This is a genomic window from Amnibacterium sp. CER49 (assembly GCF_029846255.1).
In the GTDB taxonomy this organism is placed as follows: Bacteria; Actinomycetota; Actinomycetes; order Actinomycetales; family Microbacteriaceae; genus Amnibacterium.
In genome coordinates this window covers 1,330,065-1,356,138 of record NZ_JARVWQ010000001.1, presented here as the reverse complement: position 1 = coordinate 1,356,138, position 26,074 = coordinate 1,330,065, and the positions used below count along the sequence as shown (strand labels likewise).

Below are 26,074 nucleotides of genomic sequence, written 5' to 3'. Positions count from 1 at the left end.
CGCCGCCATCGCGCTCCCCAGGCCCTCCACGGCGGTTCCCCAAGCCCTCCACGAAGTTATCCACAGCCCTGCCCACAGTGTGGAAGGAATCACAGGGCTGGGATTCCGCCGATCCAGTCCCAATCCGGGGGCCGCCGGCTCTGCGGCAGGCGCGTCCGAGCGGGTGTCGGCGGTCCGCGGCAGGGTGGGGCCGACCGAAGGAGGTCCTGTGGCGTCGATCGCGCTGTTCCACTCCGTGCTCGGGATCCGGCGCGGCATCACCGATGCGGCCGAGCTGCTCCGCGCAGCCGGTCACGAGGTCCGGGTGGTCGACCAGTACGACGGGCGCACCTTCGACGACTACGCCGAGGCGTCCCGCTTCGCCGAGGGCATCGGCTTCCCCGCGCTGATGCAGGGCGCGGTCGAGGCGGTGGCGGACATGGCCGACGGCTTCCTCTGCATCGGCTTCTCGAACGGCGGCGGCATGAGCGAGCACGTCGCCCAGGTCCGCGTCGTGCGCGGCGTCGTGCTGTGCTCGGGCGCGCTGCCGCTGCCGGTGCTCGGCGCCGAGGCGTGGCCGGCGGGCGTGCCCGCCCAGCTCCACTGCTCGGTGGGCGACCCGTTCCGCCGGCCCGGCTGGCCCGAGCAGGTGGTCGAGGCCGTGCGGGCCGCCGGTGGCGCTGCCGAGCTGTTCGAGTACCCCGGCAGGGGCCACCTCTTCACGGACGCGGACCGAGCGGACGAGTACGACGCGAGCAGCGCCCGGCTGCTCTGGCAGCGCGTGCTCGCCTTCTGCGCCGAGCACGGCTGACCCGTCGTCAGCGGGTCAGCGCCACCAGAGGGTCATGAGGAACCCGACGAGCGCGATGCCGAAGCCCACGAGGATGTTGAAGCCCCCGATCCCCGCGATCGGGAGCTGGGCGCTGCTGATGTAGTACACGAGGATCCACAGCAGCCCGATCAGCATGAAGCCGAACATGATCGGCTTGAACCAGACCGGGTTGGACGCGTCGTCGCCGGTGAACCGGCGGTCGTCCCGGCGGGCGGTGGCGTTCGTCCGCGGCTCTCGGGGCATGCCCGGGAGTGTAGCAATGCGGCCCTCGCCTGCCGGGGAGCGCCATAGGCTTTCGCACCGTGCTGCGCGTGCTCGTGATCGACAACTACGACAGCTTCGTCTACACGCTGAACGGCTACCTGCGGCAGCTCGGCGCGGACACGGAGGTCGTCCGCAACGACGCGATTCCCGAGGCCGAAGTGCCGGAGCGGCTGCGTGCGTTCGACGCGGTGCTGGTCTCGCCGGGTCCGGGCAAGCCGGCGGACGCGGGCATCTCGATCCCGGTCGTCCACGCCGCCGTCGAGACCGGCACGCCGCTGCTCGGGGTGTGCCTCGGGCACCAGGCGATCGCCGAGGCGTTCGGCGGCGTCGTGACGAACGCCGAGGAGCTGATGCACGGCAAGACGAGCCGCGTCGTGCACGACGACGTGCCGCTCTTCGCCGGCGTGCCCGGGACGTTCACGGCGACGCGCTACCACTCGCTCGCGGTCGTCGACGGAACCGTGCCGCCTGAGCTCGCCGTCACGGCGCGCACCGAGGGGGGCGTGATCATGGGGCTGCAGCACGTCGCGGCGCCGATCTCCGGGGTGCAGTTCCACCCCGAGTCGGTGATGACCGAGGGCGGGCACCGCATGCTCGCGAACTGGCTCGCGATGGCGGGCGATCCGGGGGCGGTGGCGCGCGCCGAGGGGCTCGCGCCGCGGCTCACCGCGCGGGGCAGTACTGCAGGATGACGGTCGACTGCTGCGGCACGGCGCCCGGCGCCTGCTGCTGACCGACCACCAGATCGGCCTGCGCGGGGTCGCACGACACCGGCTGGAAGTCGCCGGTGAGCTGCAGCTTGTCGAGGACGGTCTGCGCCTGCTCCCGGGTCTGCTGCGTGAGGTCGGGCAGATCGACCTGACCGTCCGAGACCGTGATGTTCACCGTCGTGCCGACCGCGATCGACGAGCCCTGCTTCGCGTCGGCGCCGACCACGCGGTTCTGGGGCACGGTCGCCGAGTGCTCCGTCGTCACGGAGCCGGGCGTCAGCTGCGCCTGACGGATCGCCTGCTCGGCCTCGTCCGCGGTCAGGCCGCTGAGCTGCGGCACGACGACCTGCTCGGGACCTGTGGAGACCCAGACGCTGACGGCGCTGCCCTTCGCCACCGAGCTGCCGCCGGCCGGGCTCGTGCGGATGACCTCGCCCTTCGGCACGGCGGCGCTCGAGACCCGGTGCACGATCGGCTGAAGGCCGTCGTTGCGCAGGGCCTGCACGACGCTCGAGGCGTCCGAGTAGGCGAGCCCGCCCGGGATCGTCCGGTTGTTCATGCCGAAGCCGCCGGTCGTGAGGCTGACGACCCAGAGCGCCACGGCGAGCACCACGACGACGACGCACAGGACGCCCGCCCAGATCCAGGCGGCGGGCGGCCTCGTCGTGGTGCCCCGGTGCGTCCGGTCGTCGAAGGCGAGCTGCCGCACCGTGGAGGTGGGCGTCTCCTCCTCGCCGGTGAAGAGCACGCCCGTCGGCTCCTCGACGCGCGGCAGGCGGGCCACCGGCTGGCGGCCGGCGACGGCCGCCTCGACGTCCTGCCGGAACTCCTCGGCGTTCTGGTACCGGCGGGACTTGTCCTTCGCCAGGCCGCGGAGCACCACGGCGTCGAGCTGCGGCGTGACCTTCGGGTTCAGGGTGCTCGGCGCCACCGGCGGCTCGCTGACGTGCTGGTAGGCGACCGCGATGGGGGAGTCGCCGACGAACGGCGGCTGGCCGGTCAGCATCTCGAACAGCACGACCGCGGTGGAGTACAGGTCGCTGCGCGCGTCGACCGACTCGCCCTTCGCCTGCTCCGGTGAGAAGTACTGGGCGGTGCCGAGGATGGCGGTGGTCTGCGCGACCGTCGCCGACGAGTCGCTGATCGCCCGGGCGATGCCGAAGTCCATCACCTTGACCTGCCCCGAGCGGGTCACCATGACGTTGCCGGGCTTGATGTCGCGGTGCACGACGCCCGCCTGGTGCGAGTACTCGAGCGCCGTGAGGATGCCGGCGAGGATGTGCCCCGCCTCGGCGGCCGACATCGCGCCGTCCTTGATGAGGTCCTTCAGCAGCTTGCCGTCGACGAACTCCATCACGATGAACGGCAGCTGCGCCTCACCGCCGCCCGACTCGAGCACGGTCTCCTCGCCCGCGTCGAACACCCGCACGATCGTCGGGTGCGTCATGCGCGAGGCCGACTGCGCCTCCTGCCGGAACCGCATGCGGAAGGTGGGGTCGTTCGCGAGCGACGAGCGCAGCAGCTTGATCGCGACGCGTCGGCCGAGGCGCGTGTCGGTGCCGAGGTGCACTTCGGCCATCCCGCCTCTGCCGATCAGCTGCTCGACCCGGTAGCGACCGGCGAGCAGGCGCTCGCCGGTCTCGAGGCCGGGGAGCGGGCTGCTGCGGAGCCCGCTCGGCGCGCCTGCCTCCACGTCAGCCCCCGATCTGGAGCGCCGGGGTGGCCGAGCCGGAGGGCGCCGGGGTCGCCGGAGGGGTGCCGGGCGCCGACGGGGTGCTGGACGGCTGCGACTGCGGCGCCACCTGCACGGTGAGGGTCGGCGAGTAGTCGGAGTTCTGCGAGCCGCAGAAGACCTCGTACTTCACGTTGACCGGGCCGCCCGACGAGCTCGTCGGGACCTGGAGGTCGGTCGTGCTCTTGCTCACGGGCTGCTGCCCGCTGGAGCCGGAGGCGACGCCGGAGCCCGAGACGAACGCCTGGTAGCCCGACAGCGACGTGCCCGCCGGGCAGCTGTTGTACCGCGGCCACGACACGGTGATGGTGCTGCCGCCCGGCACGGGCTGCGACGACGGGTCCGACAGCGTGGGGGCGGTCTGCGGCTTGGCCGGGTTCGCGGCGGAGGTGTAGTAGGTCACCGTGACGGTGGACCCGGACCGCACGTTGCCCGTCGGGCTGATCGCGTAGACCTGGCCGACCTGATCGGCGGACGAGGCGATCTTGCCCTTCTGCGCGGCGCCGTTCAGGCCCGCGGCGTTGAGCTTGGAGACCGCGTCCTGGTACTGCAGGCCGAGGTAGTCGCTCTGGTTCACCGTCACCGTGCTCGAGCCCGCCGTCTTCGTGGCGCTCGGCCGGGTCGACGCGGTCGCGACGGTCGACGGCGTCGACGACGACTTCGCGGTGCTCGAGGTGGGGATGAGATGCGGGATCGCCCAGGCGAGGACCGCGAGCACGATCAGCAGGATCAGCGCGATGAGCGGCCAGGTCCAGCGCGGGCGCCGCGGCCGGTCGTCGACGGTGGTCTCGGTGGTGACGGGGTACGCCCCCGTCGGGGCGTCGAGCAGCGTCGTGCGCTGGCCACCTCCCGCGCCGCCGCCGTTCGGCGAGACGCCGAGCAGGGTGGTCTCGAACCCGGCGCCCTGGGCCGGCATGACCGTGGTCGCCGCCGCCTCGGCCGACATCGCCATGGTGGGAGCAGCGACACCGACCGGCAGCACGGCGGGCACCGCCGAGGCCGCCGCGAGCACGTCGCCGCGGCGCAGCGCCTGCGCGGCCCGCGCGAGCAGCGCGGCCGTGGTGGGGCGGTCGGAGGGGTTCTTCGCGAGGCACGCCATGACGAGCCGCCGGATCGGCTCGGGGACGCTCGTCGGCAGCTCGGGCGGCTGCTCGTTGATCTGCGCCATCGCGATGGCGACCTGGCTCTCGCCCGTGAACGGCCGCTGGCCGGCGAGGGCCTCGTAGGCGACGATGCCGAGCGAGTACACGTCGGTGGCGGGTGACGCGGGCTGCCCGCTCGCCTGCTCGGGCGAGAGGTACTGCACCGTGCCCATGACCTGGCCGGTCGCGGTGAGCGGCACCTGGTCGGTGATGCGCGCGATGCCGAAGTCGGTGATCTTCACGCGGCCGTCGGGGGTGACGAGCAGGTTGCCCGGCTTGATGTCGCGGTGCACGAGACCCGCCGCATGCGCGGCGTGCAGCGCCATCGCCGTCTGCGCGACGACGTCGAGCACGCGGTCGGGCGACAGGGTGCGCTCGCGCTCGAGGATCGACGAGAGCGGCTCGCCGGGCACGAGCTCCATGACGAGGAAGGCGGAGCCGTTCTCCTCGCCGTAGTCGTAGACGTTCGCGATGCCCTCGTGGTTGACGAGCGCCGCGTGGCGGGCCTCGGCGCGGAAGCGCTCGAGGAAGCCCGGATCGCCGAGGTACTCGTCCTTCAGGATCTTGAGCGCGACGGGACGCCCGATGACGAGGTCGGTGGCCTCCCACACCTCGCCCATGCCGCCGATCGCGATGCGCGAGGCGAGCTCGTATCGACCCCCGAAGGTGAGTCCAGACTGCGGTCTCACTTGTTCAGCACCGCCTCCATGACGCGCTTCGCCACCGGCGCGGCGACCAGGTTCCCGTACCCGTTCTGGCCGAGCCCGCCGCCGTTCTCGACCACGACCGCCACCGCCACCTTCGGGTCCTGCGCCGGCGCGAAGCCGGTGAACCACAGCGTGTAGGGATCGTTCGGCCCGTTCTGGGCGGTGCCCGTCTTCCCCGCCACCTGGACCCCGTCGATTCTGCCATTGGTCGCCGCGCCGGAGTCGACCGACGCGATCATCATGTCCTTCACCGCCGACGCCGTCTTCGCGCTGATGGGCTGCGAGAACTGCTTCGGGGTCATCTGCTCGACGGTGCTGAGGTTCGGGCTCAGCACGCGCTTCACGAGGGTGGGCTGCATCTCCACGCCACCGTTGCCGATCGCCGCCGACACCATCGCGATCTGCATCGGCGTGGCGCGGTCCTCCCACTGCCCGAAGGCGGACTGCGCGAGCTGGGCCTTGTCCATGCCGCTCGGGTACGTGCTCGGCGTCACCGCCATGGGGATCCTCACCGTCTGCCCGAAGCCGAACTTCTTCGCCATCGCCGCGATCGTCTGCTCGCCCAGCTGGTCGCCCAGCTCGGCGAACGGGATGTTGCACGAGAGGCTGAGCGCGGTCTTGAGCGTCGCCTTCGGGCCGGTGCCGCACACCTCGCCCTCGGAGTTCTGGATGCGGAAGGTCGTTCCGGGCAGCACGAGCGAGGTCGGGCTGTCGAACCGGCTCGACTCCGAGTACCTGCCCGACTCGAGCGCCGCGGACGACACGACGAGCTTGAACGTGGAGCCCGGCGGGTTGAGGTTGCCGCCGGTGGCGCGGTTGACGAGCGGGCTCGGGTTCTGCTTCACGAGCCGGTCGTAGGCGCGCAGGCCGCTCGAGCCGTGCGCCGCGATGGCACCCGGGTCGTACGACGGCTTCGAGACGAGCGCGAGGATCGCCCCGGTCCTCGGGTCGAGCGCGACGACCGCACCGCGCTGGTTGCCGAGGGCGTCGTAGGCCGCCTTCTGGACCTTCGGGTCGATGGTGAGCTGCACCGAGTCGCCCTTCGGGTCCTGACCCGTGATGATGCTCTGCAGCCGCTCGAAGACCTGGTTGCCGCCGGTGCCCGACAGCCGGTCGTTGTAGGCGCCCTCGATGCCGGTCGGCGCGCCGCCGATCGCGTAGTAGCCGCTGACCGCGGCGTAGAGCGGACCGTCGGCGTAGGTGCGCTGGAAGCGGAACTCGTCGGCGGACTTCTTCGTGCCCGCGATCGTGGAGCCGTCCGACGCGAGGATCTGGCCGCGCTGCACCTGGTACTGGTCGGCGAGGGCCCGCCGGTTGCGGGAGTCGCTGCCCAGGTTGTCGCTCTGGAACACCTGGATGATCGAGCTCGCCACGAACAGCGAGGCGAACATGACGATGACGAGCGCGGAGAGGCGCTTCAGCTCGCGGTTCATCGGCTCAGATCACCGTCCTCGGCGTGCTGCGGATGGTCGAGGAGATGCGCAGCAGCAGGGCCGCGATCATCCAGTTCGCGAGCAGCGACGAGCCGCCCGCGGCGAGGAACGGGGTCGTGAGGCCGGTCTCGGGGATGATCCGGGTCACGCCGCCGACGACCACGAACACCTGCAGGGCGAACACGAAGGCGAGCCCGACGGCGAGCAGCTTGCCGTAGTCGTCCGGGCCGGCGAAGCCGATCCGGAAGCCGCGCGAGACGAACAGCAGGTAGAGGCAGAAGATCGCGAAGAGGCCGACGAGGCCGATCTCCTCGCCGAGCGAGGCGATGATGAAGTCGCTGTCGGCGGCGGGCGTGATGTCGGGACGGCCCTGCCCGAGGCCGGTGCCGAAGAGGCCGCCGTGGCCGAGCCCGAAGATGCCGTTCACGAGCTGGTAGCTGCCGAGCGGCGCGTTGTACAGCTTGTCGTCGAAGGCGTTCAGCCAGTTCGTGAACCGGCCCTGCACGTAGGTGAGCACCTGCGCGGCACCGAAGGCGCCGAACGCGGCGAGCAGCAGGCCGAGCAGGATCCAGCTCGTGCGGCCCGTGGCGATGTAGAGCATCGCGACGAACATGCCGAAGAGCAGCAGGCCCGTGCCCAGGTCGTGCTCGAACACGATGACGGCGAGCGCGAGCACCCAGACCACGAGGATCGGGCCCAGGTCCCGTCCGCGCGGGAGGCGCACGCCGAGCACCTTGCGGCCGACCATCGCGAGCGAGTCGCGGCGGGCGACGAGGAACCCGGCGAAGAACATGGCGAGGGCGATCTTCGCGATCTCGCCGGGCTGGAAGTTCAGCGGGCCGACGTGGATCCAGACGTCGGCCGTGACGTTCGAGAGCTTGAGACCGGGCACGAGCGGCAGCAGGAGCAGCACGATCGCCGCGAGCATGGCGATGTACGTGTACCGCTGCAGCCGCCGGTGGTTGCGCACGAGCAGCAGCACGGCGATCGCGGCGCCCACCGCGAGCACGGTCCAGAGGATCTGCCGGGTGCCGTCGTCCCAGTGGTTCTGCACGCCGTTCGGCGTGAGGTCGATGCGGTAGATCTCGGCGATGCCGAGCCCGTTCAGGGCCGTGGTGATCGGCAGGATGAACGGATCCGCGTCACGCGCCGTGAACCGGAGCACGACATGCATCGCGAGGACGAGCACGGCGAGCCCCGCCGCGAGCGTGATGACGTGCGGGTCGGGGTGCCCGAGGGCGCCGAGCTGCACGAGCAGGATCGCGCCCGTGCCGACGGCGAGGGCGACGAGCAGCAGCCCGAGCTCGATGTTGCGCAGCCGCGTGGACGGGCGCACCATCGGTGCGCGCTCGGCCGCGGGACGGGCGAGCGCGGTCGTCTCCTGGAGATCAACCACCGGTGCTCTCCCTCGCGTTCTCGACGATCTGCTGCGCGTCGGCGAGGCTGTCGGCGTTGATCGTGCCCTCGACCTGGCTCCGCGCGTAGGGCGACAGCTGCGACCGCGTGAGGTCGGTCTCCTGCACGACGTGGCTCAGCTGCAGCGGCCCGACGGAGCCCTGCACGCCCTGGTAGACGGCCACCCGGTCGCCTGCGAACCCGACGTAGTAGCGGGTCTGCGTGTAGCGGTAGCCGGCGGTCAGCCCGATCGCGAGCGCGGCGAGCAGCACCGCGACGGCGGCGAGCCAGATGATGCGGCGGCGCCAGACGCGCCGGTGGTCCTCGCGGATGAGCGCGTCGAGGTAGTCGTCGGACTCGGGGACGAAGCTCGCCTCGGGCGTCGCCGCGCGCAAGGGGTGCAGCAGCAGCGCCGGCAGCCGGCCGAGGCGACCGGAGTCCTCGCCGCCCTCGAACTCGACCGGGGCGGCGGCGGCGCCGACGACCGCGGTGCCGCCGGGGTCCTCACCGGCGGGGTCGATGTCGACGACGATCGCGGTGACGTTGTCGGGGGCGCCGTGGTCGAGCGCCTCGCCGACGAGGCGGTCGCAGGCCTCGGCCGCCGAATCGGCGGAGGCCATGACGGCGAGGATGCGCTCCTCGCTCACGTAGCTCGACAGGCCGTCGGAGCAGAGCAGCCAGCGGTCGCCGGCCACCGTGCCGAGGATGCTCGTGTCGACCTCCGGCGCCTGCTCGATGTCGCCGAGCACCCGCATGAGCACGCTGCGCCGCGGATGGACCGCGGCTTCTTCCGGGGTGATCCGGCCCGTCTCGACGAGGCGCTGCACGAACGTGTGGTCGTTCGTGATCTGGCTGAGCTCGCCCTCGCGGAAGAGGTAGATGCGCGAGTCGCCGATGTGCGCGGTCGCGACCGTGTCGCCGACCCGGACCATCGCGCTCACGGTCGTGCCCATCCCGGTCAGCTCGGGGTGCTCGTAGGCGGCCTCGCTGATCAGCTGGTTCGCGGCGACGAGCGACGACTGCAGCGCGAACTCGGCCTCCTGCGGGCTCGCGAAGTCGAGGCCGTCGGTCTGCGCGATGCGCTGCACGGCGATCGAGGAGGCGACGTCGCCGCCCGCGTGGCCCCCCATGCCGTCGGCCACGACGAACAGCTGCGTGCCCGCGTAGCCGGAGTCCTGGTTCGTGGTGCGGACCCGGCCGACGTGCGAGAGCGCGGCTCCGGCGGTGACGGTCGTCATGCCCTCACGCACGGAGCTCGAACGTCGTCGCGCCCACCTTCACCGGCACGCCGACGGGGATCTGGGTGGGCGAGTCGATCCGCTGCCCGTCCACGAAGGTGCCGTTCGTGGAGTCGAGGTCCTGGACGACCCAGTCGGACCCCCACAGGAGGAGCCGGGCGTGGTGCGTCGACGTGTAGTCGTCGCGGATCTGCAGGCCCGCGTCGCTCGCGCGGCCGATCGTGAGCGGTTCGGTGCCGAGCGGGATCTCGAGCCCGGCCTTCGCGCCCGAGGTGATGACGAGCTTGGTGGGCGCGCCCTGGTCGCTGTGCTGGGGCGGCAGCGTGAAGCCCGTGCCGGGCGTGACCGGCGAGGTGGGCAGCGACTGCACGGCGGCCGGCGCCGGCACCCGGGAGGGAGCGGGCGCGGCCATCGCGGGCGACGTGTCCTCGGGCAGGCGTCGGACCCGGCCGCCGAACAGGTCGCTGCGCAGCGCGTAGACGACCGCGAAGACGAAGACCCAGAGCAGCGCGAGGAACGCCACCCGCAGGACGAGGAGCGTCAGCTCGCTCACGCGCCGCTCCGGGGTGCCTGCGGGACGACGCGGAACACGATGCGGGTGCGGCCGATCTGCAGGACGGAGTCGTTCGGCAGCTCGGCGTGCGTGAGGCGGGCGCCGTCGAGCGTGGAGCCGTTGGTCGAGCCCAGGTCGCGCGCCTCGGCCCGCTTGCCGTCCCAGAGGATCTCGAGGTGCCGGCGGCTGATGCCCGTGTCCTCCACGGTGATGTCGGCGTCGGTGCCGCGACCGATCACCGTGCGGGCGCCGATCGAGTGGCGCCGGCCGTTGATCTCGACGACGGGCTGCCACTGCACCGACGTGCGCTCGCTCGACGACTCGACCTCGAGCATGCCGATGGCGAGCGAGTCGTCGGGCTGCAGCCGGATGACGGGCGGGGCGACCATCTGGTAGCCCTGCTCCTGCACGTGGCGGGTGAGCAGGTCGGAGAGCTCGTCGATCAGGGGCTCGCCGAGCGACTCCATCGCGAGGTGGTCGGCCTCGCTCATCCGCACCACGAAGCGGTTCGGCACGAGGATGCGGTCGCGTGCCACGGGCGACGCGTGCGTGTCGACCTCGCGGCGCAGCGCGGCCGTGATCTCGACGGGCTGCAGGCCGGAGCGGAACGTGCGCGCGAAGGCGCCGTTCACGGCGCGCTCGAGTCCGCGCTCGAAGCTGTCGAGGATCCCCACCGGTATCAGTCCTAAGCCCACCTGCCGCGGACGGACCCGCGAAACGTCCCCGTCAGGGTACCGGGCTCTCCCCCGAACGGGTGATGCCCACGCGCCGGACGAGCCCGATCCGTGACGTGCCGCCGTGCTACCCTCGGCGGTCGGCGCCCGAGAGGGCGTCGTGCTCGCGCGAGTGGCGGAATAGGCAGACGCGCACGGTTCAGGTCCGTGTGCCCGGAAGGGCGTGGGGGTTCAACTCCCCCCTCGCGCACGAGCAGGGCCCGGCCCCTTCGGGGAGCCGGGCCCTTCGTCGTTCCCGGCCCCCGGTGCAGCCGCCCTGCACACGGCGACGAGGGGCGCTCAGGGGAGCCGGTTCACCCAGTCGGCGACCTCGCCGTCGCCGTCCTCGAGCTCCCAGGGCAGCGGCGAGACGAGCTGCACGGGCTCCGGCGGCGGGACGTCGAAGGGGCCCTGCCGCCGGACGCTGCCGTACACGTCGAGCTGTGCCGCGTTCCGCAGGCTCGACGCCAGGCCGCCGTCGACGCCGAGGAGGCGCCGGAGCCGGGCGTTGAAGGACACGCCTCCAGTCTGGCGGAATCAGGGGGCCATCAGGAGTCCTGTCCGCGCGCTGCTCAGTCCCTGTGGAGCGCGTCCGGCTTGTGGACCGCTTCGCCGCCGCTCTTCTCGCTCTTCACGAGGTACTGCGGGTCGTCCTCGCTCGCGCGCACCGTGCGTCCGGCGGCCTCGGTGTCCTCGGTGATCTTCTTCTCGACCTCGCCTTCGGCCTGCCCGCCGTGCGAGCTCCAGGAGACGTGGTCGCCCTTCTTGAACGAATCAGCCATCCGGGGAGGCTAGGCACCCCGGCTTGGGAGCCCCGTGGGCATCAGCCGTCGTCGCCCTGATCGTTGCCTCTGCCCTTGCCCTTGTTCCACCTCTTCTTCGGCGCGACCGGCTGGACGACGATCCGCTTCGGCGCGGGCGTCACCACCGGCGTCGGGGTCGTGCGTCGTACGACGGGCCGCGGCGTCGGGGTGGCCGTCGCGGTCGGCGAGCTGCGGACGACCGCCGCGGCGGTCGGGGAGGCGCTCGGGGACGGCGTCGCGGCGGGCACGGCGCTCCCGGCGGCGAGCAGGCCGATCGAGCCGCCGACGACCGCGACCGCGGTCACGACGCCGGCGAGCACGGCGACGGTCCGTCGGGAGGGCCGCGCGTCCGGCTCCGGCAGCGGAGCCTCGGTGCGGGGCTCCTCGTCGAGCAGCGCGGGGAACGCGGGCAGCACCGTGGTCCCGTCGTCCTCGACGGCGGCGAGCGGTTCGGCGGCGTAGGCGAGCGTCGCCGGTCCCGCGGCCATGGTGACCTCGTCGATCCACGCGCCGCGCTCGGGCGGCAGGTCGGTCGGCACGAGCTCGGGCAGCGGGTCGGCCACGGCGGAGGCGACCTGCGCGGCCGAGGGACGCAGCGCGGGATCCATCGCGGTCATCGCCTCGAGGAGCATCCGCCAGCCGCCGGTGATCCAGTCGGGCAGCGTCGGCGGGCGCACGACCCGCGCGGCGGCCGACTCCGCGAAGCCGCCCGGGAAGGCGCGCTCGCCGGTGAGCGCCTCGAGGGCGATGAGGCCGAGCGAGTAGACGTCGGACCCGGTGCCGACGAGGTCGCCGGTGACCTGCTCGGGGCTCAGGTACGCGGCGGTCCCGAGCACCTGGCCGGTGGTCGTCATCCGGTCGGCCTCGAGCAGCTGCGCGATGCCGAGGTCGGCCACCTTCGCGGACCACGGGGCCTCGCCCGGCACCGCGGTGAGCAGCACGTTCGCGGGCTTCAGGTCGCGGTGCACCATGCCGGTCGCCGCGAGGGCCGACAGCGCGGCGGCGAGGTCGCCGACCAGGCGCCGCACCTGCTCCGACGGCATTCGGCCACGGCGGTCGAGCAGGCTGCCGAGGTCGGGACCGACGACGAGCTCCATGACGAGCCAGACCACCGCGGCGCCCTCGTGGCGGTCGGAGCCCGCGTCGTACGCGGCGACGAGGTTCGGGTGCTGCAGCCCGGCGAGGAACCTCGCCTCCTGCGTGAAGCGCTCCTCCTGCTTCGGGTCGTCCGAGACGCGCAGCAGCTTGATCGCGACCTCGCGCTGCAGGCGCTCGTCCCGGGCGCGGTAGACGGTGCCCATCCCGCCCGCCCCCAGGGGGCGGAGGATGCGGTACCGGCCTCCGATCAGCGGCCCACCTGTTTCCGACACCGGCGCAGCCTAAGCAGCGCCACGCGGGCTCAGTGGTGCGACTCGCGCCAGACCCGCTCGAACGGCAGGCGCCACGCGTACGGGGCGATGAGCTGGTGGATCGCGTTCGGACCCCAGCTGCCCACCGCGTACGGCCGCACCGGCGGCGGGTCGTCGAGCAGCGGCTGCGAGACCTCCCAGAGCCGCTCGATGCCCTCGGCGGTGGTGAAGAGCGTGTGGTCGCCGCGCATCGCGTCGAGGATCAGCCGCTCGTACGCCTCGAGCACGTCGGCCGCGTTCGCCTGCTCCTGCATCGAGAACTGCATGGAGATCTTGTCGAGCCGCATGCCCGGGCCGGGGCGCTTGCCGTAGAACGACAGCGACATCTTCGAGGCGTCGGCGAGGTCGAACGTGAGGTGGTCCGGCCCCTTCGCGCCGACGCCGCTGCCCGGCGGGAACATCGACTTCGGCGGCTCCTTGAACGCGATCGAGATGATGCGCTGGCCCTCGGCCATCTTCTTGCCGGTGCGGAGGTAGAACGGCACGCCCGCCCAGCGCCAGTTGTCGATGAAGCACTTGAGCGCGACGAAGGTCTCGGTCTCGCTCTCGGGCGAGACGCCCGGGATGTCCTTGTACCCGACGAACTGGCCCCGCACGACGTTCGCGGGGTCGATCGGGGTCATCGAGCGGAAGACCTTGTTCTTCTCCTCGCTGATGGCGTGCGGCTCGAGGGCCGTGGGCGCCTCCATGCCGACGAAGGCGAGGATCTGGAACAGGTGCGTCACGACCATGTCGCGGTACGCGCCGGTCGACTCGTAGAAGGCGGCGCGCTGCTCGATGCCGAGCGTCTCGGGCACGTCGATCTGGATCTGCTGGATGAAGTTGCGGTTCCAGATGGGCTCGAAGAGGCCGTTGCCGAAGCGGATCGCGAGGATGTTCTGCGCCGGCTCCTTGCCGAGGAAGTGGTCGATCCGGAAGATCTGCTCCTCGCCGAACGTCTTGTGCAGGCGGCGGTTCAGCTCGACGGCCGAGGCCAGGTCGGTGCCGAACGGCTTCTCCATGATGATCCGGGAGTCGTCGACGAGCCCGGCGGAGGCGATGGTGTCGACGGCGGCGAGCGCGGCCTTCGGCGGCACGCTCAGGTAGTGGATGAGGCGCGCGTTGGGCCCGAGGCGCTCCCGGGCGGCGCGCACGGCCTTGGCGAGGGCCTGCGGGCCCGCCGAGGTCGGCACGTAGGAGAGCTTCGAGGAGAAGCTGTCCCACTCGGAGTCGGTGAGCCGGCGCCGGTCGAACTCGTCGAGCGCGGCCTTCGCCGCCTCCTTGTAGGAGTCGTCGTTCAGGTCCTCGAGCGAGGTGCCGACGATCTCGATGTCGGGCGCGAGCGACGAGAGCACGAGGTTCGCCATGCCCGGCAGCAGCTTGCGCTTGGCGAGGTCGCCCGCGGCACCGAAGAGCACCACGACGTGCGGGGCCGTGGCCTGCGCCGCCCGCTGGTACTGCCGCTCCACCTGCGTCAGAGTCATGGAACCAGTGTGCCCCGGTCGGATGTGCGCTGGGGGAGGTCTAGACCCCGCCTGCAGGGGACATGGAGCGGTTGCGGAGCACGAGGCGCGGCAGATCGGCGGGCGTCGCGGCGCTGGCCGCCGCCCGAGTGGCCTCGTCGGGGCTGCCGTAGCCCCACTCCGCGAAGACGGTCGGGATGCCGTGCGCGGCCGCGCCCTCGACGTCGTGGATGCGGTCGCCGATCATCACGGGCCGGCACACGTCGACGCCGCGCGCCTCGAGCTGCTCGAGCGCCCAGGTGATCACCGCGGCCTTCTCGCTGCGCACCTCGTCCTCGGAGGCGCCCGCGACCACGGTGAACAGGTCGTCGAGCCCGAAGTGCTGCAGGATCCGCGCGGCCTGCATCTCGGGCTTCGAGGTGGCGAGCGCGAGCGGCAGGCCGCCGTCGCGGAGCGCCGTGAGCGCCTCGCGGACGCCCGGGTACACGGTCGCGTCGTAGGCGCCGGTCTCGCGGTAGATGCCCCGGTAGATCGTGAGGGCCTCGCGGGACTGCTCCGGGTCGAGCCCTGCGAGGTCGCGGAGGCCGTCGAGGATCGGTGGTCCGACGAACGCGACGAGCTTCGCGGGCGGCGGCACGGGCAGGCCCATCCGCGTGAGCGTGGTCGCGAGGGTGCCCGTGATGCCCGGCGCGGAGTCGACGAGCGTGCCGTCGAGGTCGACGAGGGCGACCGTGTAGGACTCGGGGGACGGGGACACCCGCCCGAGCCTAAGCACCGCGACACGCCGGAGCGCCCCCCAGTGCTCGGGACAGCGGCCCCGCTCAGCCGCGCTGCGCGGCGTCCTGCTGCTCGGCCCACTCGCGCGCGAGCAGGCCGTACCCGTAGCTGTCCCGCCAGCCGAGCTCGGCGTGCCACGAGTCCTCCACGCAGTGCTGCTCGCGCCGCATGCCCACCTTCTCGAGCACGCGCACCGACGCGATGTTGTCCGCGTAGCAGTAGGCCGTGATCCGGCGCAGCCCGAGCGGCCCGAAGGCGGCGGCGAGCAGGCCGCGCGTCAGGTGCGTGGCGACGCCGCGGCCCGCGAAGCCCGGGTGGACGACGTAGCCGAGCACGCCGTCGGTGCGGGCGGGCCTGCCGGGCTGCCCGGAGCCGTCCTTCACGTCGAGGAAGCCGATGGCGACGACCTCGCCGTCCAGCTCCGCCACGCACCCGAAGTCGGTGTCGCTGCCGGGCACCGCGACGAGCTCGGTCAGGAACACCTGCGGCTCGACGTGCGTGCGGAGCGTCCACCGGTTCACCTCCGCGTCGTTGCGGAAGGACAGCAGGCGTTCGGCGTCGTCGAGGGTCGCGTAGCGCAGCAGCAGGGGACCGGCGGGGAGCGGCCAGGGATCCGTGATCACCGCGCCAGCCTCGCACCCGCGCTTCCACGATCGCGGATCCGGTATTCCTCGGCGACACGCCGCCGCCGGACGCCCAGGAGCGGCGTGTCGGCGAGTTCTTCCGGAACCGCGCGAGAAATCCGGATCCGCGAAGGGTGTCAGAACAGCCTGGCGGGGCCGCCCTCGACGCCGCGCATGGCGTCGTAGTCGAGGGTGACGCAGCGGATGCCGCGGTCCTCGGCGAGCGTGCGGGCCTGCGGCTTGATCTCCTGCGCCGCGAAGACGCCCTGCACGGGCGCCAGGTGCGGGTCGCGGTTCATCAGCTCGAGGTAGCGGGTGAGCTGCTCGACGCCGTCGATCTCGCCGCGGCGCTTGATCTCGACCGCGACGGCGGTGCCGGCCGCGTCGCGGGCGAGGATGTCGACCGGGCCGATCGCGGTCATGTGCTCGCGGCGGACGAGCGTGTGCCCGGGCCCGAGCAGGTCGATCTGCTCGGCGAGCAGCCGTTGCAGGTCGGACTCGACCCCGTCCTTCGTGAGGCCGGGATCCTGCCCGAGCTCGACCGTCTCGTCGATCACGAGGTCGTGGATGCGGATCACGAGCACGTCACCGCTCTTCGCGGCCCGGACCTTCCAGATCGCTGTGACGCCGGTCCCGGCGAGGTCGTCGCCCGGCTGCTCCTCCTCGAGGGAGCACGGCGGGCTCATCCAGTTCAGGGGCTTGTACGAGCCGCCGTCGGCGTGCACGAGCACGCTGCCGTCCGCCTTCAGCATGATCACCCGCCGGGCGAGCGGCAGATGCGCCGACAGCCGCCCCGCGTAATCGACCGAACACTCCGCCACCACGAGCCGCACGGCGGAGAACTGTACGGCTCCCGGCGGGCGTCCGCCGGGAACGGGCGCGTCACCCGGACGGGGGACGGGCTCGCCTCCTACACTCCGACTCGTGTCCGCGTCCGAGGTGCCCGTCCCGCTCGACCCGACCACCTCCGCATCCCTGCCGGCCGGCATCGACACCGCCACGTTCGACCCGCGGGTCCGCGTCCAGGACGACCTGTTCCGGCACGTGAACGGCCAGTGGCTGCGGAACGCCGAGATCCCCGCCGACCGGGCCCGCTCCGGCGCCTTCCTCGACCTCGTCGACGGCGCGGAGGCGGCCGTGCGCACGCTGATCGAGGAGGCGCAGGGCGCCGAGCCCGGCACGGAGGCGCGGAAGATCGGCGACCTCTACACGTCGTTCATGGCCGAGGACGCGGTCGAGGCGGCCGGAGCGGCGCCGCTCGCCGAGCCGCTCGGTCTCGTCGCGGCGGCCGACTCCGTCGCGGCCGTGCTCGCGACCCTCGGGGCGCTCGAGCGCACCGGCGCGGGCAGCCTGTTCCAGCTCTTCGTCGACAACGACCCCGGTGACCCGTCGCGCTACCTCGTCTTCGTCGAGCAGGGCGGCCTCGGCCTGCCCGACGAGCGGTACTACCGCGAGGACGGCTTCGGGCCGCAGCGCGACGCGTACCGCACCTTCCTCGCCGCGATCTACGGGCTCGCCGGGCTCGCCGAGCCCGAGCAGCGCGCCGAGCGGGTGCTCGCCCTCGAGACCGAGATCGCCGCGCAGCACTGGGACGCGGTGCGCACCCGCGACGTGCAGGCCACCTACAACCCGACCTCGTGGGCCGAGCTCGTCGCGCAGGCGGGGGAGCACGGCGCGCTGCTCGAGTCGTGGGCCGCAGGGCTCGCGGCGCCCGCGGGCGCGCTCGACACGCTCGTCATCCGCGAGCCGAGCTTCCTCTCCGGGGTGCTCGGCCTGCTCACCGCCGACCGGCTCGACGCCTGGCGCGACTGGCTGGCCGCCCGGGTGATCCGCCCCCTGTCGCCGTACCTGTCGACGGCGTTCGTCGACGCGCACTTCGCCTTCACCGGCGGGGCCCTCACCGGGGCGCAGGAGGTCAAGGCCCGCTGGAAGCGCGGTGTCGCCGTCACCGAGGGCGCTCTCGGGGAGGCGGTCGGTCGCCTCTACGTCGAGCGGCACTTCCCGCCGGTGGCGAAGCTGCGCATGGACGTCCTCGTCGCGAACCTCGTCGCGGCCTACCGCTCGTCGATCTCGTCGCTCGACTGGCTCGGCGAGGAGACCCGTGCGAAGGCCCTGACGAAGCTCGCGAGGTTCACGCCGAAGATCGGCTACCCCGTCACGTGGCGCGACTACACGACGCTCGAGATCCGCCCGGACGACCTCGTCGGCAACGTGCGGCGCGCCGCCGCCTTCGAGTTCGACCGCGAGCTCGGCAAGATCGGCCGGCCCGTCGACCGCGACGAGTGGTTCATGACGCCGCAGACCGTGAACGCGTACTACAACCCGGGGATGAACGAGATCGTCTTCCCCGCGGCGATCCTGCAGCCGCCGTTCTTCGACCCCGATCGCGACGAGGCGGCGAACTACGGCGGCATCGGCGCCGTGATCGGGCACGAGATCGGTCACGGCTTCGACGACCAGGGGTCGCAGTTCGACGGCGACGGGCGCCTCGACAACTGGTGGACCGAGCAGGACCGCACCGCGTTCGAGGAGCGCACGAAGGCCCTCATCGCGCAGTACGACGAGCTCGTGCCCGAGGGGCTCACCGACCACGTGAACGGCGCGCTGACGATCGGCGAGAACATCGGCGACCTCGGCGGCCTCACGATCGCGTGGAAGGCCTACGTGCTCTCGCTCGAGGGCCGCGAGCCGCCCGTGATCGACGGGCTGACGGCCGCGCAGCGCTTCTTCTTCTCCTGGGCGAGCGTCTGGCGCGAGAAGCGCCGGCAGGCCGAGTCCATCCGCCTCCTCACGATCGACCCGCACTCGCCGCCGGAGTTCCGGTGCAACCAGATCGTGCGCAACCTCGACCAGTTCGTGACCGCCTTCGACCTCACCGAGACGGACGCCCTGTGGCTGCCCCCGGCGAAACGGGTCACCATCTGGTGACCGCCGCGCAGACGGAGTCCGGACGACGGGCCCGCCTGCGCGGCGACGGCAGTGCCCGGCACCGGGGCGACCAGGTGCGCAGCGACTTCTCGGCGGGGTTCACCGCGCTCGCGCACCTCGCGCTCACGGGCGCGCAGGTGTCCGCGCGCGTCATCGACCTGAAGTCGGGCCGGGCGCTCTTCTCCGTCGACGACCACGTCGTGCTGCCGACGGCGCACGTCGGCAAGGTGCTGCTGCTCGTCGAGGTGGCGGCCCGTCTCGACGCCGCCGTGCAGTCGAAGTTCGACCTGCTCGACCGCACGCCCGACGACCTCGTCGGCGACTCCGGGGTCTGGCAGTACCTGCACGCGCCGAGCCTGCCGCTCACCGATCTCGCCGCCCTCGTCGCGGCGACGAGCGACAACCTCGCGACGAACGTGCTGCTGCGCTCCGTCGGCCTCGACGCGGTCCGCGCCCGTGCCGAGGAGCTCGGGCTGAAGCGCACCGCGCTGCTCGACAAGGTGCGCGACCGGCGCGGCCCGGACGACGCCCCGCAGCTCTCCGTCGGCTCCGCCGCCGAGCTCACCACCCTGTTCGCGCGCATCGCGCGGGGCGAGGCCGTGAACCGCGCCGTCTCGTCGCGGGTCTCCGACTGGCTCGCGCTGAACGCCGACCTCTCGATGGTCGCGAGCGCGTTCGCGCTCGACCCGCTCGCGCACGTCCGCAGCGACCACGGCCTCAGCCTGCTGAACAAGACCGGGGCCGACCGCGGGATCCGCAGCGAGGCCGGCGTGCTCCGGGGACCGCGGGCCTCGGTCGCCTACACCGTGACGATCACGTTCGAGGACGACCGGCACACCGCCCGCCTCGGGGTGCTGAACGCGATGCGCACGATCGGGCTCGACATCCTCGAGTACGTGCACTGACCTCGGGGCTCACCCCCTCCGGTGCTCGACGAGCCCCACGAGGTTCCCCTCGCTGTCGCGCACGAAGGCCTGCAGCTCGTCCGTGCCGGCCGGGCCGAGACGGTCGTCCTCGTGCCGGAAGATCGGATTCGGGTCCGACTCGACCGCGACCCCCGCGGCACGGAGACGCGCGAGCTCCGCGTCGACGTCGGGGACGGCGAGGTAGAGCACGGCGGGCGGCGCGCCGCGCTCGAGCAGCAGCCGTGTCCCGCCGAGGTCGAAGAACACGAGGCCGGGCGGCTCGAACCGCGCCGCGGGCGGCGCCTGCAGCAGCAGCGTGTAGAACGCGGTCGCGCGGTCGAGGTCGTCCGCGTGCTGCGCGACCTGCACGAGTGGCATCGGCTCCTCCTTCCCGCCCATCCTGCGTGATCGCCGGGGTGTCGCCACAGGGTCCTATGGTGACGCGACAGGAGGTGCCATGTCCCGGGTACGCGTGCACAACTTCGGCGTCTCGCTCGACGGCTTCGGCACGGGCGAGGGGCAGTCGCTCGAGGCCCCGTTCGGCCACGCCGGCGGCCGCATCATGAGCTGGTTCTTCCCGACCGCGACGTTCCAGGCGATGCAGGGGCAGCCGTCGGGGTCGCGCGGTCTCGACGACCGCCTCGCCTCGGCCTGGGGCCCCGGCATCGGTGCCGAGATCATGGGCCGCAACAAGTTCGGCCCGCAGCGCGGTCCGTGGCCCGACGACGGCTGGATCGGCTGGTGGGGCGACGAGCCCCCGTTCCACACCCCCGTGGTCGTGCTGACGCACCACCCGCGGCCGCCGCTCGTCGTCGGGGAGACCACGTTCACGTTCGTCGACGCGTCGCCCGAGCAGGCGCTCGCGGTGGCCCGCGAGCAGGCGGGCGGCCTCGACGTGCGCATCGGCGGCGGTGTGCAGACGGTCCGTCAGTTCCTCGCCGCCGACCTGATCGACTCGCTCCACGTCGTCGTGACGCCGATCGTGCTCGGCCGCGGCGAGCGGCTCTGGGACGGGCTCGAGGGTCTCGAGGAGCGGTTCGAGATCGAGTCGGTGGCCTCGCCCAGCGGGGTGGTGCACCTGCTGATGGAGCGCCGCCGGTGAGCTGGACGGTCCGGTCCCTCGAGCCCGCCACCTGGCCGCTGTTCGCCGAGCTCGTCGAGCGCAACAACGGGGTGTACGGCGGCTGCTGGTGCATCGGCTGGCATCTCGAGCGCGCGAAGCAGGGGGGTGACTACCGCGCGATGAAGGAGGAGGGGGTGCGCACGGGCCGCGCGCACGCCGCACTCGTGCTCGATCCCGCCGGGGTCGCCCAGGGCTGGTGCCAGTACGGGCCCCCGGACGAGCTGCCCGGCATCAAGTTCCGGCGGGAGTACCTGAACGACGCGCCGCCCGTGCCCGACTGGCGCATCGCCTGCGTCTTCGTCGACCGGCGGTCGAGGGGACGCGGTGTCGCCCGCGCCGGGGTCGAGGGGGCGCTCGAGCGCATCGCGCAGGCGGGCGGGGGCCTCGTCGAGGTGATCTCCGAGACCACCGCCGACCGCGAGGCGCAGGGGCGGTTCCTCTTCAGCGGTACCGCGGAGCTGTTCGAGGACCTCGGCTTCACCCGCGTGCGGCAGGTCGGCAAGCACGCCTGGATCCTCGGCCGCACCGTCGAACCCGCGTGAGCCCGCGCGCCGTGCCCGTGCCGGCCGTCGTGCGGCGGCGGGCGGAGGCGCTCGGCGAGACCGGGGAGCACTGGCTCGCGGCGCTCGACGGGCTCGTCCACGACATCGCGACGCGGTGGTCGCTCGAGGTCGGCGAGCCGATCCCCGGGGCGGGCGCCTCGGTCGTGCTCCGTGTGCGGGCGGGGGATCGCGACGCGGTGCTGAAGCTCGAGGTGCCCGAGGGCGGCACGGCCGGGCAGGGTGCGCTGCTCGAGCGGGCCGCCGGCCACGGGTACGCGCTGCTGCTCGCGCGTGATCCGGTGCGCCGCGTGCTGCTGCTCGAACGCCTCGGGGCGCCGCTCGGCCGGCACGGGCTCCCGGCCGAGCGCGAGCTGACGGTGCTGGCCGACCTCTGCCGCGCCGCGTGGCTCCCGCCCCGCGGCGAGCCCGGCTCGTCCGCGGCGAAGGCCGCCGAGCTCGGCGCCTTCGTGGAGGAGGCCGGCAGCGCGGCCGACCGCCGCGTGGTCGACGCGGCGCTCCGGTGCGCCGGCCGGCGTGCCGGGTTCCGCGGGGAGGAGGTCGTCGTGCACGGCGACCCGCACCCCGGCAACCCCCTCGAGGCCGCCCGCGCGGGGGCGGTGTCCGGGTACCTGCTCATCGACCCCGACGGCTTCGTCGCCGATCCGGCGTACGACCTCGGGGTCGTGCTGCGCGAGCGGGGCGCGGACGCCGAGCTGCCCGTCGCGACGCTGCAGGGGTGGTGCCGCCTGCTCGCGGAGCGGTCCGGGCTCGACGCCCAGGCGATCTGGGAGTGGGCCTTCGTCGAACGGGTCTCGACGGGTCTGCTGCTGCTCCGCCTCGGCGACGACCGCGGCGCGGCCTGGCTGCGCTCCGCGGCGCACCTGCTCGACACCCTGTCCTGACGGAACGGGGGATCCGTGCACGAGTCCGCGTGCTGCGGGAGGGATCTCGGCCGGTCGAGCGCAGGATCTCCGTCGTCCGGTCAGCCGGCGAGCTCGTCCGAGGCGGGCCGGAGGTCGTCGCGCGGCTGCGCGAGCGGTGCCGGCTCGACGCCGAACACGACCGACAGCGCATCGGTGAAGCGCTGCGCCTCGCCCTGCGCCGCGAACGTGCGGGCCCGGGTCGAGGGACCGTGCACGAGCACGCTGGCGAGGTGGCGCATCGCGCGCTCGGTCGACTCGTCGAGCGGGCCGCGACGCCGCAGGCGCTCGAGCTCCGCCTCGACGAGCTCGAAGACGTGCCCGCGGAAGGCGACGACGGCCGGCGTGACCGCGGCGGCCTGCTGGTCGGCGCGGAACTCCTCGACCGCCTGATCGATGAGGGCCTGCGCGTCGGCGGAGGCCTGCAGCTCGGGCAGCGGCGCGTGCAGGCTGATCGTCTCGAGGTCGAGCAGCTCGACGCCCGGCACGTCGACCACGTCGGGGTCGATGTTGCGCGGCAGGCCGAGATCGACGACGAGCTGGCGACCGGCGACCTGCTCCCGCTCGCGCGCCCGGCCGAGCTTCGCGGCGTCGAGGATCGGCTCGGTCGCGATGCTGCAGGCGATGACGACGTGGGCGCGGGCGAGCCGGGCGGGCAGGTCGTCGCGGGGCACGGCGACCACGCCCTCGCGGCGGGCGAAGCGCTCGGCGCGACCGCTCGGCGAGTACACGGCCACCTCGCGCACGCCGCGGTCGCGGAGGGCGGCGAGGGTGGCCCCCGCGTAGGTGCCGGTGCCGATCAGCAGCACGCGCACCGCGGACCAGTCGGGCAGCCGTCCCTCGACGAGGTCGAGCGCGAGGCGCACGATGCTGCGGCCTGCGAAGCCGAGGCGCGTGCGGTTCTGCACGGAGCTCGACGTGCGGGACGCGCGCTGGAAGAGCCGCTCGAGGGCGGTCGTCGTGCTGCCGGCGGTGCGGGCCGACTCGAGCGCGCGTGAGACCTGGCCGGCGATCTCGGCCTCGCCGACGACGAGCGACTCGAGGCCGCTCGACACCGCGAAGAGGTGCGCGGGGATGTCCTCGCCGTCCCGCTCGACGAGCGCCTCGCGGATGCGCTCCGCGGGCACGTCCGCCTCGGCGGCGGCCCGCTCGACGAGCGCGTCGAGCGCCGCGGCGTCGTCCTCGATGTCGAGGTAGGCCTCGAAGCGGTTGCAGGTGGCGAGCAGGACGGCACCTGCCACGCCGTCGCGCTCGGCGGCGAACCGGGCGACGGCCTCGGGCGTCACCACCGCGAGCCGCTCGAGCAGCTCGAAGCCCGCGGTGCGGTAGTCCGCGGTGAGGGCCTTGAGCACGAGGATCGAGTGTAAACGCCCCCTGGGGGCGCCCTCTGCCCGTCCGCCGAGGGCGAGCACCGCGCGCGCGGTGGGAGGATCCCTGACCGTGCCTGCTCCCTCCGCCCCGCTGCTCGACGCCTACAGGGGCACCCGCCCCGCGCGCCTGCCCGTCTGGTTCATGCGGCAGGCGGGACGCTCCCTCCCGGAGTACCGCGCGAGCCGGGCCGGCACCGCGATGCTCGACGCCTGCCTCACCCCGGAGCTCGCCGCGGAGATCACGGTGCAGCCCGTGCGCCGGCACGGCGTCGACGCGGCGATCTTCTTCAGCGACATCGTCGTGCCGCTCAAGCTCGCGGGCGTCGACGTCGAGATCGTGCCGGGACGCGGCCCGGTCTTCGCGCGGCCGGTCCGCGACGCCGCGGACCTCGACGCCCTCACCGCGCACGAGCTCGCCCCGGAGGCGCTCGAGGTCATCGAGGACGCGGTGCGCCGCACGGTCGCGCAGCTCGGCGACGTGCCGCTCATCGGCTTCGCCGGCGCGCCCTTCACGCTCGCGAGCTACGTCGTCGAGGGCGGCCCGTCGAAGGACCAGCTGCGCGCCCGGACCCTGATGCACGCCGACCCCCGCTCCTGGCAGCGCCTCACCGAGTGGCTCGCGGACGTCTCGGGCGCGTTCCTCGCCGCCCAGGTCCGCGCCGGCGCGCAGGCCGTGCAGCTGTTCGACTCGTGGGCGGGCGCGCTGTCGGAGCGGGACTACCGCGTCGCGGTGCTGCCCGCATCGGCCCGCGCCCTCGCCGGGGTGGAGGGGGTGCCGACGGTGCACTTCGGCACCGGTACGGCGCACCTGCTGCCCGCGATGCGCGACGCGGGCGCCGACGTTCTCGGGGTGGACCACCGCATCCCCCTCGACGCGGCCTCGGCGCTGCTCGGCGGCGACGTGCCCGTTCAGGGGAACATCGATCCGGCGCTGCTCGAGGCGCCCTGGCCGGTGCTCGAGGCGCACCTCGCCGACGTCGTCGCCGCCGGCCGGGCCGCGCCGGCGCACGTGCTGAACCTCGGTCACGGGGTGCCCCCCACGACGGATCCGGGCGTGCTCACCCGCATCGTCGAGTGGGCGCACGAGCTGCCGTGATGCGGGTGGTCGTCGTCGGGGGCGGGGTCGCGGGCCTCGTCGCCGCTCGCCGGCTCGCGCTCCGCGGCGCCGCGGTGACGCTGCTCGAGCGCCGGGAGCGGCCCGGTGGTCGCGTGGCGCGGGGCCAGGTCGCGGGCACGGTCGTCGACACCGGTGCCGAGAGCTTCGCGGTCCGGGGCGGCACCGTGCGCGGCCTGCTCACCGACCTGGGGCTCGAGGCGGACCTCGTCGATCCCGCCGGCAGCGCCTGGGTCGCGCTCGGGAACCGGACCGTGCCGCTGCCCGCCGGCGGCGTGCTCGGGATCCCCGCCTCGCCGCTCGCGGACGACGTCCGGCGGGTGGTCGACTGGCCGGGCGCCCTGCGGGCCTACGCCGATCGGCTGGTCCCGGTGCTGCGCGTTGGCCGGTACGACCGTCTCGGGCCGCTCGTGCGGGGGCGGATGGGGCAGCGCGTGCTCGAGCGGCTCGTCGCGCCCGTCGTCGAGAGCGTGTACGGCGTCGACCCGGACGAGGTCGAGGTCGACGCGATCGCCCCGCAGCTGAACGCCGCGATCACGGCGACGGGCAGCCTGTCGGCCGCGGTGCTGCGGCTGCGCTCCGCAGCACCCGCCGGCAGCGCCGTGCAGGGCGTGCGCGGCGGCGTCGCGCGGCTCGTCGACGCGCTGCTCGACGACCTCGAGCGCTTCGGCGTCGCCGTGCGGACGGGGCAGGAGGTGCTCGGCGTGCACCCCGAGCCGCACGGACCCGGCTTCACGGTCGTCACGCCGGGGGAGGACCTGGAGACGGATGCGGTCGTGGTCGCGGCCGACGGCGCCGCCGCCTTCGACCTGCTCCGCGACGCCGCCCCGACGGTCGCCGAGCTGCCCCGGCCGCGGCCGGCGGTGAGCCGTTCGGTGGTGCTCGCCGTCGACGACGCGCGCCTCGACGCCGCGCCGCGCGGCAGCGGCGTCCTCCGCGCCCCGTCCTTCACCGGGGTCCGGGCGACCGCGCTGACGCACGTCACCGCGAAGTGGGCCTGGGTGGGCGCGGAGCTGCCGGCAGGGCGCCACCTGCTGCGCCTCGCCTACCGCGGGCCCGACGAGGTCGATCCGGCCGCCGTGCGCGCCGACGCGTCGGCGCTCACCGGTCTCGACCTGCCGGAGCCGACCGACCGGCTCGACACGGTGTGGGTCGACTCCGCGCCGCCGCTCGCGCCCGAGACGCGCGCGATCCGGGCCGCGCTCGACGCCGCCGCGCTGCCTCCGCGCCTCGCGGTGACGGGGTCGTGGCGCACCGGAACCGGGCTCGCGTCGGTGGTGGCGGGCGCCGAAGCGGCGGCCCTCGCGCTCGAGCCGGACCTTCCCTGATGATGCGAAGGGAACTCCCTGATCGAACGGTTCACGGTCGATACAGTGGGGCGACGAGTCGGACCCAGGACTCGACGAAGAACGTGAGGAGG

General features: G+C 73.4%; 26 protein-coding genes and 1 tRNA gene. 10 read left to right on the top strand and 17 right to left on the bottom strand.

Going from position 1 to position 26,074, the window contains the following annotated elements:
- The first annotated feature begins 79 nt into the window (after positions 1–79).
- Positions 80–790 (top strand): dienelactone hydrolase family protein, encoded by a 711-nt coding sequence (locus tag QDR37_RS06585; RefSeq protein WP_279712816.1) that lies wholly within the window; start codon positions 80–82, stop codon positions 788–790.
- Between the two features lie 15 nt (positions 791–805).
- Here the strand turns inward: QDR37_RS06585 and QDR37_RS06580 are convergent, their stop codons facing one another.
- Positions 806–1,054 (bottom strand): cell division protein CrgA, encoded by a 249-nt coding sequence (locus QDR37_RS06580; protein WP_279712815.1) that lies wholly within the window; start codon positions 1,052–1,054, stop codon positions 806–808.
- A gap of 59 nt (positions 1,055–1,113) precedes the next feature.
- On the opposite strand from QDR37_RS06580, the gene QDR37_RS06575 reads away from it, so the two are divergent.
- Positions 1,114–1,767, top strand: coding sequence for a gamma-glutamyl-gamma-aminobutyrate hydrolase family protein (locus tag QDR37_RS06575; protein WP_279712814.1), 654 nt, complete (start codon positions 1,114–1,116; stop codon positions 1,765–1,767).
- Here the strand turns inward: QDR37_RS06575 and pknB are convergent.
- From pknB to QDR37_RS06540, 7 genes are read right to left on the bottom strand one after another with little or no spacing between them, the layout of a single operon-like run.
- Positions 1,739–3,478, bottom strand: coding sequence for a Stk1 family PASTA domain-containing Ser/Thr kinase (gene pknB, locus QDR37_RS06570; protein ID WP_279712813.1), 1,740 nt, complete (start codon positions 3,476–3,478; stop codon positions 1,739–1,741). The two genes, QDR37_RS06575 and pknB, sit on opposite strands and share 29 nt — an antisense overlap.
- 1 nt (position 3,479) lies before the next feature.
- Complete coding sequence (locus QDR37_RS06565; RefSeq protein ID WP_279712812.1) at positions 3,480–5,348, bottom strand: serine/threonine protein kinase; 1,869 nt, start codon at positions 5,346–5,348, stop codon at positions 3,480–3,482.
- Complete coding sequence (locus tag QDR37_RS06560) at positions 5,345–6,799, bottom strand: penicillin-binding protein 2 (RefSeq protein WP_279712811.1); 1,455 nt, start codon at positions 6,797–6,799, stop codon at positions 5,345–5,347. Before QDR37_RS06560 ends, QDR37_RS06565 begins: the two co-directional genes overlap by 4 nt.
- A gap of 4 nt (positions 6,800–6,803) precedes the next feature.
- Complete coding sequence (locus tag QDR37_RS06555) at positions 6,804–8,138, bottom strand: FtsW/RodA/SpoVE family cell cycle protein (RefSeq protein ID WP_279713572.1); 1,335 nt, start codon at positions 8,136–8,138, stop codon at positions 6,804–6,806.
- A 49-nt stretch (positions 8,139–8,187) separates the two neighbouring features.
- Positions 8,188–9,432 carry a Stp1/IreP family PP2C-type Ser/Thr phosphatase gene (locus QDR37_RS06550; RefSeq protein WP_279712810.1) on the bottom strand — a complete coding sequence of 415 codons (1,245 nt, stop codon included), beginning with the start codon at positions 9,430–9,432 and terminating at the stop codon, positions 8,188–8,190.
- Between the two features lie 4 nt (positions 9,433–9,436).
- Entirely contained in the window at positions 9,437–9,985 is a 549-nt protein-coding gene (locus QDR37_RS06545) for an FHA domain-containing protein (RefSeq protein WP_279712809.1), read from the bottom strand.
- On the bottom strand, positions 9,982–10,659 hold the full coding sequence (locus QDR37_RS06540) for a DUF3662 and FHA domain-containing protein (RefSeq protein WP_279712808.1): 678 nt from the start codon (positions 10,657–10,659) through the stop codon (positions 9,982–9,984). The genes QDR37_RS06545 and QDR37_RS06540 overlap by 4 nt, the downstream gene beginning before the upstream one ends.
- A 166-nt stretch (positions 10,660–10,825) precedes the next feature.
- On the opposite strand from QDR37_RS06540, the gene QDR37_RS06535 reads away from it, so the two are divergent.
- A tRNA-Leu gene (locus QDR37_RS06535) sits at positions 10,826–10,909 on the top strand.
- A gap of 89 nt (positions 10,910–10,998) precedes the next feature.
- Here QDR37_RS06535 and QDR37_RS06530 read toward each other — a convergent pair.
- The 7 genes from QDR37_RS06530 to nucS form a co-directional block, all read right to left on the bottom strand.
- Positions 10,999–11,217, bottom strand: a complete 219-nt coding sequence (locus QDR37_RS06530; protein WP_279712807.1) for a hypothetical protein — start codon at positions 11,215–11,217, stop codon at positions 10,999–11,001.
- Between the two features lie 53 nt (positions 11,218–11,270).
- Positions 11,271–11,480: a DUF2945 domain-containing protein gene (locus QDR37_RS06525; RefSeq protein WP_279712806.1), complete on the bottom strand. Its 210-nt coding sequence runs from the start codon at positions 11,478–11,480 to the stop codon at positions 11,271–11,273.
- Between the two features lie 41 nt (positions 11,481–11,521).
- Positions 11,522–12,871, bottom strand: coding sequence for a serine/threonine-protein kinase (locus QDR37_RS06520; RefSeq protein ID WP_279712805.1), 1,350 nt, complete (start codon positions 12,869–12,871; stop codon positions 11,522–11,524).
- Between the two features lie 29 nt (positions 12,872–12,900).
- Positions 12,901–14,373 carry a glucose-6-phosphate dehydrogenase gene (zwf, locus tag QDR37_RS06515; protein WP_279712804.1) on the bottom strand — a complete coding sequence of 491 codons (1,473 nt, stop codon included), beginning with the start codon at positions 14,371–14,373 and terminating at the stop codon, positions 12,901–12,903.
- A 40-nt stretch (positions 14,374–14,413) separates the two neighbouring features.
- Positions 14,414–15,109 (bottom strand): HAD hydrolase-like protein, encoded by a 696-nt coding sequence (locus tag QDR37_RS06510; RefSeq protein WP_279712803.1) that lies wholly within the window; start codon positions 15,107–15,109, stop codon positions 14,414–14,416.
- Between the two features lie 64 nt (positions 15,110–15,173).
- Positions 15,174–15,752 (bottom strand): GNAT family N-acetyltransferase, encoded by a 579-nt coding sequence (locus QDR37_RS06505; protein WP_279712802.1) that lies wholly within the window; start codon positions 15,750–15,752, stop codon positions 15,174–15,176.
- Positions 15,753–15,889: 137 nt separating this feature from the next.
- Positions 15,890–16,585 (bottom strand): endonuclease NucS, encoded by a 696-nt coding sequence (gene nucS / locus QDR37_RS06500; RefSeq protein ID WP_279712801.1) that lies wholly within the window; start codon positions 16,583–16,585, stop codon positions 15,890–15,892.
- Positions 16,586–16,727: 142 nt separating this feature from the next.
- Here nucS and QDR37_RS06495 point away from each other — a divergent pair, with 142 nt between their 5' ends.
- Together QDR37_RS06495 and QDR37_RS06490 are read left to right on the top strand one after the other, a co-directional pair.
- Entirely contained in the window at positions 16,728–18,680 is a 1,953-nt protein-coding gene (locus tag QDR37_RS06495) for a M13-type metalloendopeptidase (protein WP_279713571.1), read from the top strand.
- Complete coding sequence (locus QDR37_RS06490) at positions 18,677–19,585, top strand: class A beta-lactamase-related serine hydrolase (RefSeq protein WP_279712800.1); 909 nt, start codon at positions 18,677–18,679, stop codon at positions 19,583–19,585. Before QDR37_RS06495 ends, QDR37_RS06490 begins: the two co-directional genes overlap by 4 nt.
- 9 nt (positions 19,586–19,594) lie before the next feature.
- Here QDR37_RS06490 and QDR37_RS06485 read toward each other — a convergent pair whose 3' ends face one another.
- On the bottom strand, positions 19,595–19,963 hold the full coding sequence (locus QDR37_RS06485; RefSeq protein ID WP_279712799.1) for a VOC family protein: 369 nt from the start codon (positions 19,961–19,963) through the stop codon (positions 19,595–19,597).
- Positions 19,964–20,042: 79 nt separating this feature from the next.
- Between QDR37_RS06485 and QDR37_RS06480 the strand changes: the two genes are divergently transcribed.
- From QDR37_RS06480 to QDR37_RS06470, 3 genes are read left to right on the top strand one after another with little or no spacing between them, the layout of a single operon-like run.
- Entirely contained in the window at positions 20,043–20,687 is a 645-nt protein-coding gene (locus QDR37_RS06480) for a dihydrofolate reductase family protein (protein ID WP_279712798.1), read from the top strand.
- A complete protein-coding gene (locus QDR37_RS06475) occupies positions 20,684–21,250 on the top strand; it encodes a GNAT family N-acetyltransferase (protein ID WP_279712797.1) in 567 nt (188 codons plus the stop codon). Before QDR37_RS06480 ends, QDR37_RS06475 begins: the two co-directional genes overlap by 4 nt.
- Positions 21,247–22,152 (top strand): aminoglycoside phosphotransferase family protein, encoded by a 906-nt coding sequence (locus QDR37_RS06470; protein ID WP_279712796.1) that lies wholly within the window; start codon positions 21,247–21,249, stop codon positions 22,150–22,152. Before QDR37_RS06475 ends, QDR37_RS06470 begins: the two co-directional genes overlap by 4 nt.
- Positions 22,153–22,232: 80 nt before the next feature.
- On the opposite strand, the gene QDR37_RS06465 is transcribed toward QDR37_RS06470, so the two are convergent.
- The gene (locus tag QDR37_RS06465; RefSeq protein WP_279712795.1) at positions 22,233–23,522 is read right to left on the bottom strand and encodes a glutamyl-tRNA reductase; all 1,290 of its coding nucleotides are present in this window, start codon (positions 23,520–23,522) and stop codon (positions 22,233–22,235) included.
- 88 nt (positions 23,523–23,610) lie between these two features.
- Between QDR37_RS06465 and hemE the strand changes: the two genes are divergently transcribed.
- Both hemE and QDR37_RS06455 read left to right on the top strand, forming a co-directional pair.
- Positions 23,611–24,636 (top strand): uroporphyrinogen decarboxylase, encoded by a 1,026-nt coding sequence (gene hemE / locus QDR37_RS06460; RefSeq protein WP_279712794.1) that lies wholly within the window; start codon positions 23,611–23,613, stop codon positions 24,634–24,636.
- A complete protein-coding gene (locus QDR37_RS06455; protein WP_279712793.1) occupies positions 24,615–25,982 on the top strand; it encodes an FAD-dependent oxidoreductase in 1,368 nt (455 codons plus the stop codon). Before hemE ends, QDR37_RS06455 begins: the two co-directional genes overlap by 22 nt.
- The last annotated feature ends 92 nt before the right edge of the window (positions 25,983–26,074 follow it).